Origin of the sequence: Escherichia sp. HH091_1A (assembly GCF_030295175.1) — a bacterium.
GTDB classification, from domain to species: domain Bacteria; phylum Pseudomonadota; class Gammaproteobacteria; order Enterobacterales; family Enterobacteriaceae; genus Escherichia; species Escherichia coli_F.
This window is the reverse complement of the sequence record NZ_AP025747.1, coordinates 2,432,918-2,451,218: the sequence shown is the minus strand read 5'-3', so window position 1 is coordinate 2,451,218 and position 18,301 is coordinate 2,432,918. Positions and strand designations below refer to the sequence as shown.

Below are 18,301 nucleotides of genomic sequence, written 5' to 3'. Positions count from 1 at the left end.
GAATTTATGGAGACTGTTTTTGACGCACTGAAAGCGATGGGAAAAGCCACGTCGGTAGAGCTGGCTGCGCGACTTGATGTCAGTCGTGAAGAAGTGCTGAACGAGCTGTGGGAACTCAAAAGAAATGGCGTCGTTGATAAAACTGGTCACACCTGGTTTCTGGCTGGCGAAGGTGAATCCTGGGTAACCGAAGAGCGGCCAGTAAAATCTGAAGCACAGGATATGCTGACCGGGGAGGTCGAACAAAAAGTTACCGCAGACATGATGATTGAGTTTATCGGTCAGGAGGGGGCTAAAACGTGTGAGGAGCTGGCGAGTAAGTTCGGTGTCAGTACTCGCAAGGTTGCTTCCACGCTGGCGGTGGTAACCGCAACGGGGCGGCTGGCACGCGTTAATCAGAACGGTAAATTTCGTTACTGCATGCCGGGCGATAAGTTACCAGCAGAGCCGAAATCCGTGCCGGTAACGGAAAATGATGGTAAAGCCTTTCCTCAGCCAGCAGGTGTTGCGTTACCAGTACAGGAGGCTGCAACACAGGAAGATATTAAAACAGAAACTGTGGCTGATATGGTGCAATCGTTGCCATCGTTTACTGAAACGCGAGCGGATGACCTGGTTTTACCATCGCTGCATATGGCAAACCGCGAATTGCGTCGGGCGAAAAGTCATGTCCAGAAGTGGGAGCGAGTCTGCGCCGCGCTGCGGGAGCTGAACAAGCACCGGGATATGGTTGCCGGGATTTGTCGGAAGTCCGGGCAATGAGCGGATGGTGCAGGCCTGAAATTATGATACTAACAATGAAGGTAAAATGCATCGGCAGTCTGATTGGTCGTAGTGAGGCGGCGGTCAGGATGAAAGCCCGGGTTAAGGGAATAAGCCTGATTCTGCGGGGTGATTTTCACCAGTCAACAAAATATCCGTAGCGCGATAACGGTCAAAAATCATGGCGCTGACACTTTTGTGCCACTGGAGATGACTGTACCTAAGTTCAGGGGATAAGAACACGTCCGGTGGGATGGTCGGGCCAGATTTAAAGGGCAGGTCATGGCTCCAGCCTGTACGCTGGCAATGGAGGCTGCCTGGCGGGAAATTGATATGGGAACCACGCCACTCAGGGATTTACTGCCGGCCCAGAGAATAAATTCCTGTTACGGTTACACCACTGTGATCTTGCAAGTGCAGGAAAGTAGGTCTACACGGTAACGCGAGTGCGTGTAACTTTTGATGTCATTTCCGTAGAAACACCGGACAAATTTTCGCTGACAGGTCATGCTGAAGGTATAAATCTGCAGATTATGGACAATTACGGATATCCGGCAAGAGCCGGAAAAAGCATGCCGTCTCTAATTCTCAGTGGAAGATGGACTTGATTATACTCATTGCATTGTCAGAAATAGTTATCCATTAAAGGCTGGCTATTCCAAACAGGATGTTGATTACAAAAATGTAATCAACATGTAAGGTTTATATTCTTCAATATGTGTATAATTTTCCTTATTTTGTTAACTTTAAATAACAAGCTATGCACGAGGTAAAGTCGGGTAAGTTTATCTGGATGTAATATATATTATTTATAGTGTTTATAACTTTATTTCATGATAACCAATAAAAGGAGCTTTTTATGAGGAACATAATGGCTGGTTTTTTAATATTCCTGTCTTCAGCTGCTTATGCTGATATCAATCTGTATGGTCCTGGTGGCCCGCATACAGCCTTGCTTGATGCAGCCAAACTTTATGCCGAAAAAACAGGTATTATAGTGAACGTTCATTACGGCCCACAGAACAAATGGAATGAAGATGCCAAAAAAAATGCAGATATCTTGTTTGGCGCATCAGAACAATCTGCTCTGGCTATCATTCGGGACCATAAAGACAGCTTCAGTGAAAAAGATATTCAGCCTCTTTATCTGCGAAAAAGTATTTTACTGGTAAAGAAAGGTAATCCTAAAAATATCCGGAGTATTGACGACCTGACCAGACCCGGGATTGGCGTAATTGTTAATGATGGTGGTGGTACCAGTAATACATCAGGCACTGGAGTCTGGGAAGATATTGCCGGACGTAAAGGGAATATAGAAACTGTCGCCGCAATCCGAAAAAATATTATTTTATATGCACCCAATAGCGGAACTGCACGTAAGGCTCTTGAGAATCAGCCTGGAGCAGATGTCTGGATAACCTGGGCTGACTGGGCAGCCAGTAATCCAGAAATTGGTGATGTCGTGGAAATAGCGCCAGACTACGTGATATGGCGTGATATGAACATTACAGTACGTCAGGATGCAAATGATGAAACCCGTCGATTTGCAGAATGGCTACAAACCGATGAAGCGGCGCCTGCATTCAAAAAATATGGCTGGACCAGGAAAGGCACTTGACATCCTCCACGTCCATCAGGACGTGGATTCTTTTTCCGGATGCCGCGCCAGCGGCATGTAGGGGCAGCTCACAAAACGGAAAAAATTGTACGCTAAGCATCGCCTATGGGAATTCCCATATCGGGCGAAAACGGTTTGCTGTAACGGCAGAGTTAAGTAGAATTGCTGCGGGTGCTTGAGGCTATCTGCCTCGGGCATGAACACCAACGGCAGATAGAGAAAAGCCCCAGTTAACATTACGCGTCCTGCAAGACGCTTAACATTAATCTGAGGCCATATCTATGCGACACATAGAGATTAGCCTCTTACGGACCGAAAGGTCAAGGAGAAGCAGGCTATGAAGCAGCAAAAGGCGATGCTAATCGCCCTGATCGTCATCTGTTTAACCGTCTTAGTGACGGCACTGGTAACGAGGAAAGACCTCTGCGAGGTACGAATCCGAACCGGCCAGACGGAGGTCGCTGTCTTCACAGCTTACGAACCTGAGGAGTAAGAGACCTGGCGGGGGAGAAATCCTTCGCCACCTCTGATGAGTCAGGCATCCTCAATGCACCCACACTTAACCCGCTTCGGCGGGTTTTTGTTTTTATTTTCAACGTGTTTGAAGTTCTGGACGGTGCCGGAATAGAATCAAAAATACTTAAGTAGCGCGCAGGGAGAAGAGGGATGGACCCCGAACAGGGGAGTGCTATTTATCTGGAAGGATTCTGTTGATGAAAATCGAAGAATTACGTGAAATTTTTAGTGAAGATGGCCTCTATACTGTGCGCGTTGAGAATGGCGCAATTGTCAGCCACTGCCGTATTAAATGTTTACAGTCTCAACAAAGGAAGAGTGGAGCTGCGTTAATTCATTTGGTGGATGGGCTTGTGACGGATGGTTTTATTTTGCGTGCAAATGAATTTGTCACATCGTTGCCGTCTCTGAAAGAAGCTGGGATTAAGGCTGGTTTTTCTGCTTTTGAAGATGAGTGAATTCATCTACAATTCAGCGCAGGGCTGAACCCCTGTTGAGTAACACTGTGCCACCGGAGAAAGCCGATGGCGCACGATACCAAATCACACAATTCTGATGATTCTGCCGTCTTTGCCAGCAGGCACGGGCGGCGTTCTCGCACTTTCAAATCTGACTGGTTCCAGCATGACCCATGCACTGAAGAACAGGCCGAGTGGCTAATTCAGTGCTACCGCAGACACGGATACGAGATTAAGAAAGCCCTCAGCCTCGATTATCGTCACAGGATAATCTCCGTCAGGCTTCCTTACTCTGAACGCCCACCGCGTCCGTCCCGCACATTCCAGCAACGCATCTGGAGGTAACGTGCGGGTATTACTTCGACCTGTTCTGGTACCGGAACTCGGGCTGGTGGTCCTTAAGCCAGGTCGTGAATCCATGCCGGTATTCCACAATACCCGGGTATTGGTGGAGCCGGAACCGAAAAGCATGCGTAATCTGCCGTCCGGGGTCGTTCCTGCCGTTCGCCAGCCGCTGGTGGAAGACAAAACATTGCTGCCGTTTTTCAGTAACGCACGGGTGATTCGTGCTGCTGGTGGTGCTGGTGCATTGTCTGACTGGCTGTTGCGCCATATTAAATCCTGCCAGTGGCCACACGGCGATTATCACCACAGTGAAACCGTCATTCACCGTTATGGCGCTGGCGCGATGGTGTTGTGCTGGCACTGCGACAACCAGTTGCGTGACCAGACATCCGAATCACTCGAGCAACTTGCTCATCAAAACCTGTCAGCATGGATGATTGACGCCATCGGTCACGCAATAAGCGGTACGCAGGAGCGTGAATTATCTTTGGCTGAATTATCCTGGTGGGCGGTCCGCAATCAGGTGGCGGACGCGCTACCGGAAGCGGTATTACGTCGTTCGCTGGGGTTGCGTGCGGAAAAAATCCGCTCAATGTACCGTGAAAGCGACATCGTACCGGGAGAGCAGACCGCCACCAGCATACTGAAGCAGCGCACAAAAAATCTTGCGCCGCTGCCTCACGCCCACCAGCAAAACCCGCCACAGGAAAAGACGGTGGTCAGCATTGCTGTTGATCCGGAGTCACCGGCTCAGTATCTCCAGCGCCAGAAACCACAACGGGAAGAGATGCCTGTATACACACGCTGGGTAAAAACGCAGAAATGCATGACGTGCGGTAATCAGGCAGATGATCCGCATCACATCATTGGTCATGGACTGGGAGGGATGGGAACAAAGGCTGATGATTTGTTTGTTATTCCGCTGTGCCGTAAATGTCATCACGAACTGCACGCCGGGGTAAAAGATTTTGAAGAAAAACACGGCAGCCAGCTGTTGTTGCTGATTCGTTTTTTAATGCACGCGAGAAATTCGGGTGTCCTGAAGTGGAAAGCATGAATGACTGAACGCATAGAATTTGTTTTGCCTTACCCGCCGACGGTGAATACCTACTGGCGACGTCATGGCAATACGTATTTCATCTCGGAAGCCGGAAAGCGTTATCGCCGTGATGTGGCGCTAATTGTTCGCCAGCAGCGGCTGAAATTAAACCTGTCCGGAAGGCTGGCGATAAAGATTATTGCAGAGCCACCGGATAAGCGCCGTCGTGACCTGGACAACATTCTGAAAGCACCGCTGGATGCGCTGACGCATGCGGGGCTTCTCATTGACGACGAGCAGTTTGATGAAATTAATATTGTGCGCGGACTGCCTGTTCCTGGTGGGCGGTTGGGCGTGAAGATTTACGAAATTACAGGTGATAACGATGGTGCGTGATATTCAGCAGGTTATGGAGCGGTGGGGAGCATGGGCTGCGAACAATCACGAAGATGTGTCATGGGCGTCAATCGCTGCTGGTTTTAAAGGATTAATCCCGCCGAAAGTGAAATCACGCCCTCAGTGTTCTGATGATGATGCAATGATAATTTGTGGCTGTATGGCCCGGTTGAACAAGAAAAATCAGGATTTGCACGATTTGTTGGTGGATTATTACGTAGGTGGAATGACTTTTATGGGGTTGGCACGAAAGCATGGGTGTTCGGATACCTGTATTGGCAAGCGCCTGCAGAAAGCGGAAGGGGTTATTGATGGCATGTTGATGATGCTTGATATCCGACTGGAGATGGACAGATACGTAGAACGAATCATGTAGGAGCTTGACCAGACACATTGTCCGGGGCTATATTCCTCACGCGCCAGCAAAATCTGGCGTCGGGATTGGCGTCCCGGATGAAAAAGGCGACAACAGACGCGCCAGCGTCTTTTTTATTGTCGTTTGCACTGTCACATCTCAATGGTGGGCTGTGTGGGGGCGGAGCGATCCGCGCCGGTTCCTTTTTCCCGGTTACGCCAACCCTGCACAGTTCACCACCATACTGATTGGCGTCAGCAGTGGTGATGATTCACATAGAAAAAGGATCATCCTATGGCTATTCAAATCTCAGTTGAAACTCTTTCCCCGATCACCCATAACCAAATCCCTGTCATTACTACCGAGCTTTTGGCACAACTTTATGGCACCGAAACTAATAACATCAAAGTGAACTATACACGCAATGCCGAGCGTTTTGTTTGTGGGAAACACTACTTCAAATTGGAAGGGGCTGAGTTGCGGGAATTTAAGAACAAGGTTACTCAAAGTAACTTAGTTGCACCGCGTACAAAGCACCTCATCCTCTGGACAGAACGCGGAGCAGCCCGTCACGCCAAAATGCTGGAAACCGATCAGGCGTGGGAAGTGTTCGAAAAACTGGAAGACTGTTATTTCAGCCAAAAACAACCACCAGCAGCACAAAACACCCCAACCCAAAATGATGGATGCGCATTACTGATCCACTTCGATAAACACGGTCAGGTCGACTTCACGGAAAAACTACCCGCCGATGCGATGGTATGCACTCTGGAACGGTTTTAAAAATTTTCCCCGAACGCTTTACGATCGTAAAAAGTTGAATATCCTGTTAAGAGTGGTTACTACGCCAAACAGCTTAAACCCGCCACTGAGCGGGTTTTTTATGCCTGAAAAACGGTACAGGACGTTAAACGCGCTGGTGGTTGCGAATACTGGTCTTTCGGCTTGTATTTTTGTAAATCGATATATACTTATCTTGTGACCAGTAATGTCAGGGCAATTGATATGAATGAAGCTTGTTCTGTTGTTTTTGTTCATTCCCCGTTTGTTGTGCTCTTTGAAGGAAAAGAGCTCTCTCTGGAAAGTGGTAGTGCACTTCTTGTCAGGGGGGGAGCTGGATCGTTATTGCCCTTTTCGGAATGTTTTCGGCGAATAAGTCTCAGTGAATCGACAATTATCCGTTACCTGTTGTGTGGAGACGAAAAACAGGATGTAGTTTTAGTCCGGCAAATACCACGATATCTTTGCGTGAGTTTTCCCAAGGCAGAATTGATGGGCATCCTGATTGATTATCTTTGTGAGGAAAAGATTCATACGGACAATTTAGCGGAAATGCTTTCCTTTTCGTGTCTGGCGTTTTTCTCATCAGAGAAAATGTTTTCGTCATTTCTGACCGCGTGTATTGGCAATATTAGTGACAGGCTTAGTGCATTGTTTCGTACGGACATTGCAGCAAACTGGACTCTGAGAGATGTGTCTTCGCGGTTATGTATCAGTGAAAGTTTGTTAAAAAAAAGACTGAAAGAAGAAGGCACCTGTTTCAGTGAGTTGTTGCTTACAGAGAGAATGAGAATGGCAGCAATGCTGTTGAATCAATCTCGTTGCGCCATCAACAGAATCGCTGCTCAGTGTGGCTATAATTTTACATCTTATTTTATCAGCGTATTCAGGAGTTATTTTGGTGTTACACCGGCAGGTTACAGGATGGCTGCATTCAATGAGATGAGTTTAAGTGTTACTCAAGAATAATTGAATTTTGCACTCATTGAAAACAGGCTCGCTGCGGCGGGCCTTTTTTATATCCGCGCCACGTCCGGCGCACATCACATCAGATAACACCACACAAAAGGCATCTGCGGGTGCCTTTGACGGGGTGTTTTTTACGGGCCGCTGGTGGCCTTTTTTTATTTACAGGAGAAAAACGTATGTCTGAACCCTTATCCGGTTCCGGCACGGCTGCGGCGCTCGGCGGGGCGACGGTGTACGGGCTGTTTACCGGAACGGATTTCGGGATTGTGTTTGGTGCGTTCGCCGGGGCGTTGTTTGTGGCAACGATGCCGCAGGCGCTTTCAGTCTGGCGCGTGGTGGCGCATTTTCTGGTGTCGTTTATCGTCGGCGTGCTGGGGGCGCGCGTGCTGTCAGCCTGGATTGCATCAAAAACAGGGTATGACGGTACATCGGCAGATGCGCTGTGTGCGGTGCTGGTATCGGTGGTGTCGGTGAAGATTCTGTCGTTCATCCACCAGCAGGATATTGCATCACTGGTGTCCAGTGTGTTCTCCCGCCTGCGGGGTGGAGGAGGCGGCAATGTTAAGTAACCTTCCCGGATTGCTGAATGTAGCATTATGCACGGTTATCGTGCTGACGCTCTTTTTTTATCGTCGCCGTGATTCCAGACATAAACCGCTGATGTCATGGCTGGCCTGGCTACTGATGCTGCTTTATGCCTTTGCACCACTCAGCTATCTGTGCGGTCGCCCGTTAGCGGCGAACTGGCTGGCGGTGGGGCTTAATCTGCTGTTCTGTGTGCTGGTGATACGTGCACGCGGGAACGTTTCAAAAATCCTTTCATTCCGGAGGTGAGCATGTCGGGTAAATTCAGATTCAGTCGTCGCAGTGAAAAAAATCTGGAGGGCGTCAAACCACAGCTGGTTGCTGTTGTTCGCCGTGCGCTGGAGCTGACGGAGGTTGATTTCGGTATTACGGAAGGTCTGCGCAGTAAGTATCGCCAGAAACAGCTGGTTGCAGAAGGTAAGAGCCAGACCATGAACAGCCGCCACCTGACCGGTGATGCTGTGGATGTTGTGGCTTATGTTGGCAGCCAGGTGTCATGGGACTGGCCTCTGTACGAGAAAATCGCACAGGCATTTAAGCAGGCTGGCGAAGAACTGGGAACCGCCATCGAATGGGGCGGGGACTGGAAAACACTGAAAGACGGACCTCACTTTCAGTTGAAACGCTGATAACCAGGTGTGTTATGAGCAGAAAACACTGGACACACAGAATGCCGCGAACGGCGGCGAAATGGGCACTGGTAGCGATACTGGTGCCTTTTTTTCTGGTGGGATGCGTCAGTCTGGATAAGGCGCGCCAGCTTTTCGATACAGCCTCTCAGGTCTGTGAAATTGTCGACGCTGTTAGATGCTGCGTTAAAATAAATGATCATTATCAATGAGTTAGATTGTGCCCGGTGATAATTTCTCCATGCGTACGCAACAATTGGAGAAATACGTATGAAGTACTATGTTCACACTCTTGAAGATGCTCAGAACGATCACGAAGTTCATACAGAAACTTGTTTTCGACTTCCTGACGCAAACAATCGTAAGGAGTTGGGTGAGTTTAACTCATGCGAGCCAGCTGTGAGGGCTGCAAAAAATCTGGGCTACACAAGAGCAAATGGATGTTACTGGTGCTGTAGAGATTGCCATACATCCTGACAGAAGATGTGAACTTAATGGTAAAGGTCGCTTCGGCGGCCTTTTTTATTGCTCAAAAAACGAAAGAACGGAGGTACGTATGTACGCACTGAAAAAAATTACGGTAACTGAAGATGGTCGCCAGGTTGAGGAAGTGCATGTCCTTGGGGATATGTATCGCCTGGAGTTCTATCCGCGTGACACTCACCTTGCTGCAAAAATTGAGTATTGCCGGGACGGGAATACTCCATGTATTCCGGTAGAAAAAGAGGATGAGGTTTACATTACCACACTGACCGGAGACACGGTGCGTTGTATCTGTCGCGGTGACAGTAAAGCCCGGGATGAAATAGCCAGATGTCGCACTCATACCAGTAAATAAAAAGTAAAGTCCCGGCTGCGCCAATTATTTAATGCAGCTCCTCAGGTCTGTCTGCTGATTGATGGCATCCGGCAGTGTCTGCAGAACTGATCGCCTGTAAGAGTAGAATATTTTGCTGAAAAATGCAGGATGCGCCAGCGTCCGGAAAGCATGAAATTCTGTGTTTGTGGCTACTCAATAAAATAAATTCTTTCTGTCGCCGCGAATACTCAAATGTTGAACAGTGCCCGGTGCGGCGACGGGCTTCAATATCAGGAGACGATGATGGAAAAAACAGAAAACAAACCGATTGTAATTGGTGCTGATGCTGCTCCGTTTAAGTTTGAGTTGTCTCAACTGGTGGAGATGCGCATCAGTGATGAATGGGGTGAGGTTAAAGCCCGCGCGCAGTATGCGGATGGCGAAAACCAGTACTTGATCCACTACAAAGCAGCTGATGGTCGCGCCACGACGGAGTGGTTTGGTGAGTCAATGCTGGAAGCAACGGAAGATGATCGCCATCCTGGCTGTCCGGTATTTGCTGGTATGAAATTGCCGGAAGGAGCGGTTGTTACTGAGTAACGGGCATTACAGCAGCCCTTCTGTGTGAGGGGCTGCGATAATGCCTGTTTTAAGGGGATTGCAACGTAATTACTGATTCCATACTAACTATTAAAATTGAGTGTCAATAGAGGTATTATTATGTCTCGTTTATGTTTTTCTGAGAGAATCAGTATTATGATTACATACGATGATATCAAGGCCAAACGAGATACTTTAAAAAAAACACAAAGAGAATATGTTCAAACAATCAGGCAGGCAGCGAAGCAGTTAATAGATAATTATAAAGCCTCACTGGATGTTTCTGGTAAGTTTTGGATAAATATTCTTGGTGAACAACAGGAATATGTGTATATAACACAAGGTGGAAATTATTGTGAGCCAGAAGATCTGATAGTAGAGCTTCATGGAGGGGGTCGTTTTTCCTTAGTGACAGTAATTGACGATGATCCAAGAGCATTTGTTTCAGTAAATAGCGATATTTCAATATATATCGAAAAAGAACATTTGACAGTATTTGTAGATGGATATGGAAGAAAAACATTCGATTATGTAGATTCTGAAAAGAAATTTAATGAAATAAGTGATTTCATCAAAGACAGTGTTCTCTTGTCTTTAGATAGATTAGATTTTATCAGTACTACTGAGTAATATGTTTATTTCATGTAAAACCCCGCTTTGCGGGGTTTTTATTGTTATCCCTAAACCACCTCCCTAGGAGGTGGTGATTGATTATCCGCAAAAAAATTTGTGGGAACTAAAGGTGGCAGGTTAATCACCGCACTGATTGACTGCAAGCCACAATACTCACGCATTAAAATTAGCGATCAGCATGTTCGCCTGATTCGTGAGAAACAGGCATTACAGCGATCCTTCAGTGAGGGGCTGCGATAATGCAACACAGGAATAAAAATCGGCAGGGAAATCCGTTAAAGATATGCCGGTGGCGAAAGGATGCCAATGGCTCTTTGAACCGCCCCGGAAATCCTGGAGACTAAACTCCCTGAGAAAGAGGTAAACAGGATGACTAAAAATACTCGTTTTTCCCCCGAAGTCCGTCAGCGGGCGATTCGTATGGTTCTGGAAAGTCAGGATGAATATGACTCACAGTGGGCGGCAATTTGTTCCATTGCCCCAAAGATTGGCTGTACGCCGGAGACTCTGCGTGTCTGGGTTCGCCAGCATGAGCGGGATACCGGGGGCGGTGATGGTGGGCTCACCAGCGCTGAACGTCAGCGTCTGAAAGAGCTGGAACGTGAAAATCGTGAACTGCGCCGCAGTAACGATATCCTTCGCCAGGCTTCCGCTTATTTTGCGAAGGCGGAGTTCGACCGCCTCTGGAAAAAATGATGCCACTGCTGGATAAGCTGCGTGAGCAGTACGGGGTCGGACCGGTATGCAGCGAACTGCATATTGCCCCGTCAACGTATTACCATTGTCAGCAACAGCGACATCATCCGGATAAACGCAGTGCCCGTGCGCAGCACGATGACTGGCTGAAGAGAGAGATACAGCGCGTATACGATGAAAATCATCAGGTGTACGGTGTGCGTAAAGTCTGGCGTCAGTTGTTACGGGAAGGAATCAGGGTGGCCAGATGTACAGTGGCGCGCCTCATGGCGGTTATGGGACTTGCCGGTGTTCTCCGGGGTAAAAAGGTCCGCACTACCGTCAGCCGGAAAACCGTTGCCACAGGTGACCGCGTAAACCGTCAGTTCGTGGCAGAACGTCCTGACCAGCTGTGGGTGGCTGATTTTACTTACGTCAGCACATGGCAGGGCTTCGTCTATGTGGCGTTTATCATTGATGTGTTTGCCGGATACATCGTGGGGTGGCGGGTCTCATCGTCTATGGAAACGACATTCGTGCTGGATGCGCTGGAGCAGGCGTTGTGGGCCCGTCGTCCGTCTGGCACCATCCATCACAGCGATAAAGGCTCTCAGTATGTGTCACTGGCCTATACGGAGCGACTAAAAGAAGCCGGATTACTGGCATCAACAGGGAGTACAGGCGACTCGTATGACAACGCGATGGCTGAGAGCATCAATGGTCTTTACAAAGCGGAGGTAATACACCGTAAGAGCTGGAAAAACCGTGCAGAAGTGGAACTGGCCACACTAACGTGGGTGGACTGGTATAACAATCGACGATTGCTGGGAAGGCTGGGCCATACTCCTCCGGCAGAAGCAGAAAAAGCTTATTATGCTTCCATCGGAAACAATGATCTGGCAGCCTGAGTTCACAGATAAAACACTCTCCAGGAAACCCGGGGCGGTTCACTTAACCTAACTCGATGTTTCGTTGAAAGCAATAAATCATGTTGCTGGAATGTGAATGAATGTTGTTTCCATGATGCGTGTCATGTTATGCGCATCCGATATGCGAACCATTCCCATTTTCACGGGTCCTTTCCAGAACCTGAAATACCGGGGGACGGCAGACGCGCAAAAACGCGCTATTTATGAAAATTTTCAGGGAAAAAGCAGATCCGTTCTTCTTCTGGATAACCTGTTGTTTAATAGGACTTTCTTTAAAAAAAGAAAGGATCTGGCAGCGGTGATTTTTCGCTGAAAAAAGCGTTTTGAGATCCTTTCTTCTTTTTGTGAGGAATATGTGCCGTGAAGGTTAACAAAAAGAAACTGGCAGAGATTTTTGAGTGCGATGTCAGAACAATCACTGGCTGGCAAAGTCAGGGGCTGAGAGTTTTGTCGGGGGGAGGCAAAGGTATCGAGGCCATGTTCAATACTGCAGAAGCCATTGAGTGGTATGCGCAGCGGGAAAAAGATATCGAAAACGAAAAGCTCCGCAAAGAACTGGAAGATTTGCGTGCGGCTGCAGAATCAGATTTACAACCCGGCACCATTGACTATGAACGCTACCGGCTCACCAAAGCACAGGCTGACGCACAGGAGCTGAAAAATGCCCGTGAAGAAGGGCTGGTGCTGGAAACGGAATTGTTTACCTTCATTCTGCAACGTGTGGCACAGGAGATTTCGGGGATACTTGTACGTGTGCCGCTGACATTACAGCGTAAATATCCGGATATTTCACCGTCACACCTTGATGTGGTGAAAACTGAAATCGCGAAAGCCTCCAATGTTGCAGCTAAAGCCGGTGAAAACGTGGGCAGGTGGATTGATGATTTCAGACGCACAGAAGGCAGCTAATGCAGCCGGTGCGATAGCTACAGGGCTTTTATCTCTCAATATTCCGGTTCCACTGACGACGGTTCAGTGGGCTGATCAACATTATTATCTGCCGAAAGAATCTTCATACACTCCCGGACAATGGGAAACCCTGCCGTTTCAGGTTGCCATTATGAACAGCATGGGAAATGACCGGATCCGCACCGTTAATCTGATTAAATCGGCGCGCGTTGGTTACACCAAAATGCTGTTGGGGGTGGAGGCTTATTTTATTGAGCATAAATCCCGTAACAGTCTGCTTTTTCAGCCAACAGATTCTGCGGCAGAAGATTTCATGAAATCTCATGTTGAGCCAACGATCAGGGATGTCCCTGCATTGCTGGAGCTGGCTCCATGGTTCGGAAGAAAACATCGTGACAACACGCTCACTCTGAAGCGTTTTTCCTCCGGAGTGGGGTTCTGGTGCCTGGGCGGTGCCGCTGCTAAAAACTACCGTGAAAAATCTGTGGATGTGGTCTGCTATGACGAACTCTCCTCGTTTGAACCGGATGTGGAAAAAGAAGGTTCACCAACACTGCTTGGCGATAAACGTATCGAAGGTTCGGTATGGCCTAAATCCATACGCGGCTCAACGCCAAAAATTAAAGGCTCCTGTCAGATTGAAAAAGCAGCGAATGAATCTGCGCATTTCATGCGGTTTTATGTCCCTTGCCCTCATTGCGGGGAGGTCCAGTATCTGAAGTTTGGCGATGATGCGACGCCGTCTGGCCTGAAATGGGAGAAGGGTAAACCGGAAACGGTGTATTACCTGTGTGAACGTAATGGCTGTGTGATCCGCCAGTCGGAACTTGACCAGACAGACGGGCGCTGGATTTGTGACAACACCGGGATGTGGACGCAAGACGGCCTGGCATTTTACAGCGCCGGTGATGAGGAGATGCCGCCACCGCGCTCCGTCACTTTCCATATATGGACGGCGTACAGTCCGTTCACCACCTGGGTACAGATTGTTTATGACTGGCTGGATGCACTGAAGGATCCGAACGGCGTCAAGACGTTTATTAACACCACGCTCGGGGAGCCCTATGAAGAGGCCGTGGCAGAAAAACTGAGCTTTGAGTTGTTGCTGGAAAAAGTCTGCCACTATGGCGCGCAGGTTCCCCTGAGGGTGGTTTACCTGACCGCCGGGATCGACTCCCAGAAAGATCGCTATGAAATTTATGTCTGGGGCTGGGCTCCCGGCGAAGAAGCCTTTCTGATTGATAAGCAAATTATCATGGGGCGACCGGAAGACGAGGACACCCTTAAACGTGTTGATGCGGTGATCCGGAAAAAATACCGCCATGCTGACGGTACTGAAATTTCCATTTCCCGTGTCTGCTGGGATACCGGTGGTATCGACCAGGACATTGTGTATCAGCGTTCCAGGAAACACGGCACTTTTTTTGTGCTTCCCATAAAAGGGGCATCGGTGTACGGCAAGCCGGTGATCACCATGCCCAAAAAGCGCAACCAGCGTGGTGTGTTTTTGTGTGAGGTGGGCTCCGATACCGTCAAGGAAATGCTGTACGCCCGTTTTGCCCTGCCGGTGGTATCTGCCAGTGAAGCCGCCCCGTATACCTTCCGTTTTCCGGATAACCCCGACATTTTTTCGGAAGAAGAGGCGCGTCAGATCGTGGCGGAAGAGCTGGTGGAGAAGGTGGTTAATGGCAGGGTGAAACTGCTGTGGGATAAAAAAGGGCGACGCAACGAAGCCCTCGACTGCCTGGTATATGCCTATGCTGCCCTGCGCGTTTCGGTACAGCGGTGGCAACTGGACCTTGAAGCGCTGGCGAGAGCACGAAGAGATGAACAGGATGAGGATGATATGAGCATGGAAGAGATCGCGGCTGCACTGAGTGGAGGATAAGTGATGATTTATACGCATGAGATGCTTTGTGATGCCCGCCGGGCATTACATGAACTGATGATCGGACGTGCTGTGGTTTCTGTCGGCAGGAACGGACGGCAGGTTCAGTATTCGCGGGCGACGATTGGTGAACTGCGGCAATACATTGAAGAGCTGGAGAGTGCGCTGGGTGTGTCCGGACGGCGTCGCGGTCCGGTGGGAGTGAGGCTGTGAATGTGGAGTTGATAGATGTTCACGGACAGCCCCTGCGACAGAGTATGGGATATTCCGGTGGCGGCTCCGGATTTGGTGGGCAACTTGCGGAATGGTTACCTGCGCCGGAAAGTGCCGATGTGGCGCTGTTGCCTTCCATTCAGCTGGGTAATGCCCGTGCGGATGATCTGGTCCGTAATAATGGCATTGCCGCGAATGCTGTGGAAATCCATAAAGACCATATCGTCGGACATATGTTTCGCCTGAGCTACCGACCCAACTGGCGCTGGCTGGGGATGTCAGAAGCTGATTCGCATGCCTTTATTGAAGATGTGGAGGCGGCGTGGATGGAATACTGCGATCCGGTGTTTGGCTCGATGGATGTGGAAGGACGTCGCTCGTTTACCGAATTTATTCGTGAAGGGGTGGGGGTCCATACTTTTAACGGTGAAATTTTTGTCCAGCCTGTATGGGATGCGGAATCCACGTCATTATTCAGAACAAAATTCAAGACCATCAGTCCGAAGCGCGTCAGTACGCCCGGTTATGGCATCGGCGATCGTTTTATGCGTGCCGGAGTGGAAATCAGCCGGCACGGAAAGGCGATAGCCTACCATGTTCAGGATGATGACTGGCCGGGTTACAGTGTCAGTAACTGGACACGGATTACGGCGACTCTGCCCTCCGGAAGACCGGGCATGATCCATGTGTTTCAGCCGCAGGAGGACGGGCAGACGCGCGGGGCAAACCAGTTTTACTCTGTCATGGAGCGCCTCAAGATGCTCGACACACTGCAGGCCACGCAACTGCAGTCGGCGATGGTGCGGGCGATGTATGCCGCGACGATTGAATCCACACTGGATTCGGAAAAAGCATTTGAATATATCGCCGGGGTGGGGGATGACAGTAAAAACCCGCTGAAAGCCATCATGAAAGGCTATGCGCACTATTACGCCATCAATGGGGTAAAGATGGGAGGGGTTCGTATTCCGCATCTTTATCCGGGGGATTCACTGAATCTGCAGACGGCACAGAATGCGGATAATGGGTTCTCTGAACTGGAAAAGGCGCTGTTACGCTACATCGCAGCCGGACTGGGCGTGTCCTATGAACAGCTTTCCCGTGATTATTCACAGGTCAGTTATTCCAGTGCCAGGGCATCCGCCAATGAGTCGTGGCGGTATTTTATGGGGAAACGAAAATTTGTGGCCAGCCGTCTGGCGTCACAGATGTTTGCCTGCTGGCTGGAAGAAGCCCTTATTCGTGGTGTGATCCGCCCACCGAAATCCCGTTTCTCATTCTGGGAGGCCCGTTCCGGGTGGTGCCGTGCCGAGTGGATTGGTGCCGGTCGCATGGCGATTGATGGCCTTAAGGAAGTGCAGGAAGCGGTGATGCGTATTGAAGGTGGTTTAAGCACGTACGAGAAAGAACTGGCCCTGATGGGCGATGACTATCAGGAGATTTTCCGCCAGCAACTGCGTGAAAGCCAGGAGCGACAGGCGGCTGGTCTTCCCCGCCCCATCTGGATAAAGGACACGTTTCAGCAGCAGATCCGACAGACAACGGGAGAGAAAGGCGATGCGTCGTAATTTATCGCATATTGCCGCCATGGCATTTAATGAGCCGCTTTTACTGGAACCCGCCTATGCGCGGGTTTTCTTTTGCGCGCTGGGTAAAGAGATGGGGGCCGGCAGCCTTGCAGTTCCTCAGCAGGCTGTTCAGCTTGATGCTGATGGTATGCAACTGGCTGTGACTGACTATATGGCGGGCGGTCAGCGTCCGGCAAAGAGTTACCAGGTGAAGAATGGCATCGCCATTCTGCCGGTGAGCGGCACGCTGGTGCATAAACTGGGTACCCTGCGGCCTTACTCTGGCATGACAGGCTATGACGGTCTGACTGCTCGTCTTCAGATGGCGGTGAATGATCCGGATGTGCGCGGCATTTTGCTGGATATCGACAGCCCGGGCGGTCAGGCAGCCGGGGCGTTTGACTGTGCTGACATGATTTACCGCCTGCGGGAACAGAAGCCCGTGTGGGCGCTGTGTAATGACATGGCCTGTTCAGCCGCCATGTTGCTGGCGGCAGCCTGTACGCGTCGGCTGGTCACGCAGACGGCAAAAATTGGTTCGATTGGCGTGATGATGGCGCACACCAGTTACGAGAAACAACTGGCACAGGAAGGGGTGGACATCACGCTGATTTACTCCGGGCAGCACAAGGTTGACGGCAACAGTATTCAGGCATTGCCGGCAGGTGTGCGTGCAGATTTTCAGCGCCGTATTGATGAGGCCCGCCGGATGTTTGTCGACAAGGTGTCGCTTTATACGGGGCTGAGTTCAGAGGCGGTGATGAATACCGAGGCTGCCGTTTATGACGGTCAGGCAGGGATTGATGCAGGCCTGGCTGATCAACTGATTAATGCTGCAGATGCCGTTGAAGTGATGGTTTCTGCAATAAATAAAGAAATTAATAGAGAGGTAAATATGTCGCAAACGAATGTTTCGATCATTGAGGCTGTGGCCCAGGAAAATCAGCGCGTGATGGAGATCCTGAATTGTCAGGAGGCGAAAGGGCGCGAGCAACTTGCGCAAATGCTGGCAGGTCAGCCTGGAATGACGGTAGAGCAGGCGAAAGCGTTCCTGGCTGCTGTGCCTGCTGCCAGTGTGGCAAATACAGGTGATCAGATTATGGGGCTGCCGGAAGCAAAGGGGCGTGAGCAACTGGCACAGATGCTGGCAGGTCAACCGGGGATGACGGTGGAGCAGGCGAAAGCGTTTCTGGCGGCAGCCCCTGCTGCCGGCACAGGCGATCAGATTATGGCGTTACCAGAAGCAAAAGGGCGTGAACAACTCGCGCAGACGCTGGCTGAACAGCCGGGAATGACCGTTGACCAGGCCAAAACGTTACTGGCGGCGGCACCGGTTGCTGGTTCTGCAAGTGTCGGCGATCAGATTATGGCGCTGCCGGAGGCGAAAGGGCGCGAGCAACTTGCACAGGCACTGACAGAACAACCTGGAATGACGGTGGCGCAGGCGAAAACGCTGCTGGCAGCCGCGCCGGTGGCATCGCAACCGTCACAGGAAACACTTTTTGATCGCTTTATGGCACAGCATGCTGCCAGTGCGGTTTCCGGTGGCGGAACTGCCGGGCGCGGGGAGGAAGACCTGCTGATGAGTATGCCGTAAGCGATATCCGGAATTCAGATAAATCAGGAGACTGAAAA

23 protein-coding genes, 2 pseudogenes and 1 other annotated feature are annotated in these 18,301 nt (G+C 50.0%); all 25 genes and pseudogenes read left to right on the top strand.

Annotated features, from left to right (window positions below; all coding sequences use genetic code 11):
• Positions 1–6 precede the first annotated feature (6 nt).
• The 25 genes and pseudogenes from QUF14_RS12405 (at position 7) to QUF14_RS12285 (ending at position 18,263) form a co-directional block, all read left to right on the top strand.
• Positions 7–762 carry a DUF1627 domain-containing protein gene (locus QUF14_RS12405; protein WP_040090499.1) on the top strand — a complete coding sequence of 252 codons (756 nt, stop codon included), beginning with the start codon at positions 7–9 and terminating at the stop codon, positions 760–762.
• Positions 759–923 carry a hypothetical protein gene (locus QUF14_RS12400; protein ID WP_122368318.1) on the top strand — a complete coding sequence of 55 codons (165 nt, stop codon included), beginning with the start codon at positions 759–761 and terminating at the stop codon, positions 921–923. Before QUF14_RS12405 ends, QUF14_RS12400 begins: the two co-directional genes overlap by 4 nt.
• Positions 916–1,461, top strand: a pseudogene (locus QUF14_RS12395) (fimbrial protein). Before QUF14_RS12400 ends, QUF14_RS12395 begins: the two are co-directional and overlap by 8 nt.
• A gap of 160 nt (positions 1,462–1,621) precedes the next feature.
• A complete protein-coding gene (paa, locus tag QUF14_RS12390) occupies positions 1,622–2,380 on the top strand; it encodes an AcfC family adhesin Paa (protein ID WP_001449026.1) in 759 nt (252 codons plus the stop codon).
• 337 nt (positions 2,381–2,717) lie between these two features.
• The gene (gene hokD / locus QUF14_RS12385) at positions 2,718–2,873 is read left to right on the top strand and encodes a type I toxin-antitoxin system toxin HokD (RefSeq protein ID WP_040090495.1); all 156 of its coding nucleotides are present in this window, start codon (positions 2,718–2,720) and stop codon (positions 2,871–2,873) included.
• Between the two features lie 220 nt (positions 2,874–3,093).
• Entirely contained in the window at positions 3,094–3,354 is a 261-nt protein-coding gene (locus QUF14_RS12380) for a hypothetical protein (protein ID WP_000687436.1), read from the top strand.
• 66 nt (positions 3,355–3,420) lie between these two features.
• The gene (locus tag QUF14_RS12375; RefSeq protein WP_077784652.1) at positions 3,421–3,699 is read left to right on the top strand and encodes a hypothetical protein; all 279 of its coding nucleotides are present in this window, start codon (positions 3,421–3,423) and stop codon (positions 3,697–3,699) included.
• 1 nt (position 3,700) lies between these two features.
• The gene (locus QUF14_RS12370) at positions 3,701–4,756 is read left to right on the top strand and encodes a DUF968 domain-containing protein (protein WP_040090493.1); all 1,056 of its coding nucleotides are present in this window, start codon (positions 3,701–3,703) and stop codon (positions 4,754–4,756) included.
• Complete coding sequence (locus QUF14_RS12365; RefSeq protein WP_089566637.1) at positions 4,757–5,134, top strand: RusA family crossover junction endodeoxyribonuclease; 378 nt, start codon at positions 4,757–4,759, stop codon at positions 5,132–5,134.
• Positions 5,127–5,510 carry an antiterminator Q family protein gene (locus QUF14_RS12360; RefSeq protein WP_001345623.1) on the top strand — a complete coding sequence of 128 codons (384 nt, stop codon included), beginning with the start codon at positions 5,127–5,129 and terminating at the stop codon, positions 5,508–5,510. The genes QUF14_RS12365 and QUF14_RS12360 overlap by 8 nt, the downstream gene beginning before the upstream one ends.
• Before the next feature lie 273 nt (positions 5,511–5,783).
• A pseudogene (locus QUF14_RS12355) lies at positions 5,784–6,269 on the top strand (ORF6N domain-containing protein); the annotation flags it as partial.
• 198 nt (positions 6,270–6,467) lie between these two features.
• Entirely contained in the window at positions 6,468–7,238 is a 771-nt protein-coding gene (locus QUF14_RS12350) for a helix-turn-helix domain-containing protein (protein WP_286333522.1), read from the top strand.
• A 176-nt stretch (positions 7,239–7,414) separates the two neighbouring features.
• The gene (locus tag QUF14_RS12345) at positions 7,415–7,807 is read left to right on the top strand and encodes a putative holin (RefSeq protein WP_100733941.1); all 393 of its coding nucleotides are present in this window, start codon (positions 7,415–7,417) and stop codon (positions 7,805–7,807) included.
• Positions 7,797–8,072 (top strand): phage holin family protein, encoded by a 276-nt coding sequence (locus tag QUF14_RS12340; RefSeq protein WP_000950567.1) that lies wholly within the window; start codon positions 7,797–7,799, stop codon positions 8,070–8,072. The genes QUF14_RS12345 and QUF14_RS12340 overlap by 11 nt, the downstream gene beginning before the upstream one ends.
• A 2-nt stretch (positions 8,073–8,074) precedes the next feature.
• Complete coding sequence (locus QUF14_RS12335; protein ID WP_100733940.1) at positions 8,075–8,452, top strand: M15 family metallopeptidase; 378 nt, start codon at positions 8,075–8,077, stop codon at positions 8,450–8,452.
• A gap of 556 nt (positions 8,453–9,008) precedes the next feature.
• Positions 9,009–9,290 (top strand): hypothetical protein, encoded by a 282-nt coding sequence (locus QUF14_RS12330; RefSeq protein ID WP_001541671.1) that lies wholly within the window; start codon positions 9,009–9,011, stop codon positions 9,288–9,290.
• Positions 9,291–9,554: 264 nt separating this feature from the next.
• Positions 9,555–9,851, top strand: a complete 297-nt coding sequence (locus tag QUF14_RS12325) for a hypothetical protein (RefSeq protein WP_001585563.1) — start codon at positions 9,555–9,557, stop codon at positions 9,849–9,851.
• A 120-nt stretch (positions 9,852–9,971) separates the two neighbouring features.
• The gene (locus QUF14_RS12320) at positions 9,972–10,481 is read left to right on the top strand and encodes a hypothetical protein (protein ID WP_137486527.1); all 510 of its coding nucleotides are present in this window, start codon (positions 9,972–9,974) and stop codon (positions 10,479–10,481) included.
• Positions 10,482–10,853: 372 nt separating this feature from the next.
• Positions 10,854–12,067, top strand: a protein-coding gene (locus tag QUF14_RS12315) for an IS3 family transposase (protein WP_371829233.1) whose coding sequence is annotated in 2 segments (ribosomal slippage) — positions 10,854–11,142 and positions 11,142–12,067 — 1,215 coding nt in all. Because the reading frame shifts where the segments join, the coding sequence is not laid out codon by codon here.
• Positions 11,135–11,251, top strand: a sequence feature (AL1L pseudoknot). It overlaps the preceding gene by 117 nt.
• 97 nt (positions 12,068–12,164) lie before the next feature.
• Positions 12,165–12,401: a hypothetical protein gene (locus tag QUF14_RS12310; protein ID WP_064756635.1), complete on the top strand. Its 237-nt coding sequence runs from the start codon at positions 12,165–12,167 to the stop codon at positions 12,399–12,401.
• Between the two features lie 47 nt (positions 12,402–12,448).
• Positions 12,449–12,997, top strand: coding sequence for a terminase small subunit (locus tag QUF14_RS12305; protein ID WP_032083611.1), 549 nt, complete (start codon positions 12,449–12,451; stop codon positions 12,995–12,997).
• The gene (locus QUF14_RS12300) at positions 12,969–14,885 is read left to right on the top strand and encodes a phage terminase large subunit family protein (RefSeq protein WP_286333521.1); all 1,917 of its coding nucleotides are present in this window, start codon (positions 12,969–12,971) and stop codon (positions 14,883–14,885) included. The genes QUF14_RS12305 and QUF14_RS12300 overlap by 29 nt, the downstream gene beginning before the upstream one ends.
• 3 nt (positions 14,886–14,888) lie before the next feature.
• Entirely contained in the window at positions 14,889–15,098 is a 210-nt protein-coding gene (locus QUF14_RS12295) for a phage head-tail joining protein (RefSeq protein ID WP_040091466.1), read from the top strand.
• A 44-nt stretch (positions 15,099–15,142) separates the two neighbouring features.
• Positions 15,143–16,666 carry a phage portal protein gene (locus QUF14_RS12290; protein ID WP_052319583.1) on the top strand — a complete coding sequence of 508 codons (1,524 nt, stop codon included), beginning with the start codon at positions 15,143–15,145 and terminating at the stop codon, positions 16,664–16,666.
• Complete coding sequence (locus tag QUF14_RS12285; RefSeq protein ID WP_040091464.1) at positions 16,656–18,263, top strand: S49 family peptidase; 1,608 nt, start codon at positions 16,656–16,658, stop codon at positions 18,261–18,263. The genes QUF14_RS12290 and QUF14_RS12285 overlap by 11 nt, the downstream gene beginning before the upstream one ends.
• Positions 18,264–18,301 lie beyond the last annotated feature (38 nt).

Coding starts and splice junctions, on each gene's coding strand:
- QUF14_RS12375 (WP_077784652.1), top strand. CDS start 3,421: ATGGCGCACGATACCAAATCACACAATTCTGATGATTCTGCCGTCTTT.
- QUF14_RS12285 (WP_040091464.1), top strand. CDS start 16,656: ATGCGTCGTAATTTATCGCATATTGCCGCCATGGCATTTAATGAGCCG.
- hokD (WP_040090495.1), top strand. CDS start 2,718: ATGAAGCAGCAAAAGGCGATGCTAATCGCCCTGATCGTCATCTGTTTA.
- QUF14_RS12340 (WP_000950567.1), top strand. CDS start 7,797: ATGTTAAGTAACCTTCCCGGATTGCTGAATGTAGCATTATGCACGGTT.
- QUF14_RS12290 (WP_052319583.1), top strand. CDS start 15,143: ATGGGATATTCCGGTGGCGGCTCCGGATTTGGTGGGCAACTTGCGGAA.
- QUF14_RS12330 (WP_001541671.1), top strand. CDS start 9,009: ATGTACGCACTGAAAAAAATTACGGTAACTGAAGATGGTCGCCAGGTT.
- QUF14_RS12310 (WP_064756635.1), top strand. CDS start 12,165: ATGAATGTTGTTTCCATGATGCGTGTCATGTTATGCGCATCCGATATG.
- QUF14_RS12320 (WP_137486527.1), top strand. CDS start 9,972: ATGTCTCGTTTATGTTTTTCTGAGAGAATCAGTATTATGATTACATAC.
- paa (WP_001449026.1), top strand. CDS start 1,622: ATGAGGAACATAATGGCTGGTTTTTTAATATTCCTGTCTTCAGCTGCT.
- QUF14_RS12400 (WP_122368318.1), top strand. CDS start 759: ATGAGCGGATGGTGCAGGCCTGAAATTATGATACTAACAATGAAGGTA.
- QUF14_RS12295 (WP_040091466.1), top strand. CDS start 14,889: ATGATTTATACGCATGAGATGCTTTGTGATGCCCGCCGGGCATTACAT.
- QUF14_RS12345 (WP_100733941.1), top strand. CDS start 7,415: ATGTCTGAACCCTTATCCGGTTCCGGCACGGCTGCGGCGCTCGGCGGG.
- QUF14_RS12405 (WP_040090499.1), top strand. CDS start 7: ATGGAGACTGTTTTTGACGCACTGAAAGCGATGGGAAAAGCCACGTCG.
- QUF14_RS12365 (WP_089566637.1), top strand. CDS start 4,757: ATGACTGAACGCATAGAATTTGTTTTGCCTTACCCGCCGACGGTGAAT.
- QUF14_RS12325 (WP_001585563.1), top strand. CDS start 9,555: ATGGAAAAAACAGAAAACAAACCGATTGTAATTGGTGCTGATGCTGCT.
- QUF14_RS12380 (WP_000687436.1), top strand. CDS start 3,094: ATGAAAATCGAAGAATTACGTGAAATTTTTAGTGAAGATGGCCTCTAT.
- QUF14_RS12335 (WP_100733940.1), top strand. CDS start 8,075: ATGTCGGGTAAATTCAGATTCAGTCGTCGCAGTGAAAAAAATCTGGAG.
- QUF14_RS12300 (WP_286333521.1), top strand. CDS start 12,969: ATGATTTCAGACGCACAGAAGGCAGCTAATGCAGCCGGTGCGATAGCT.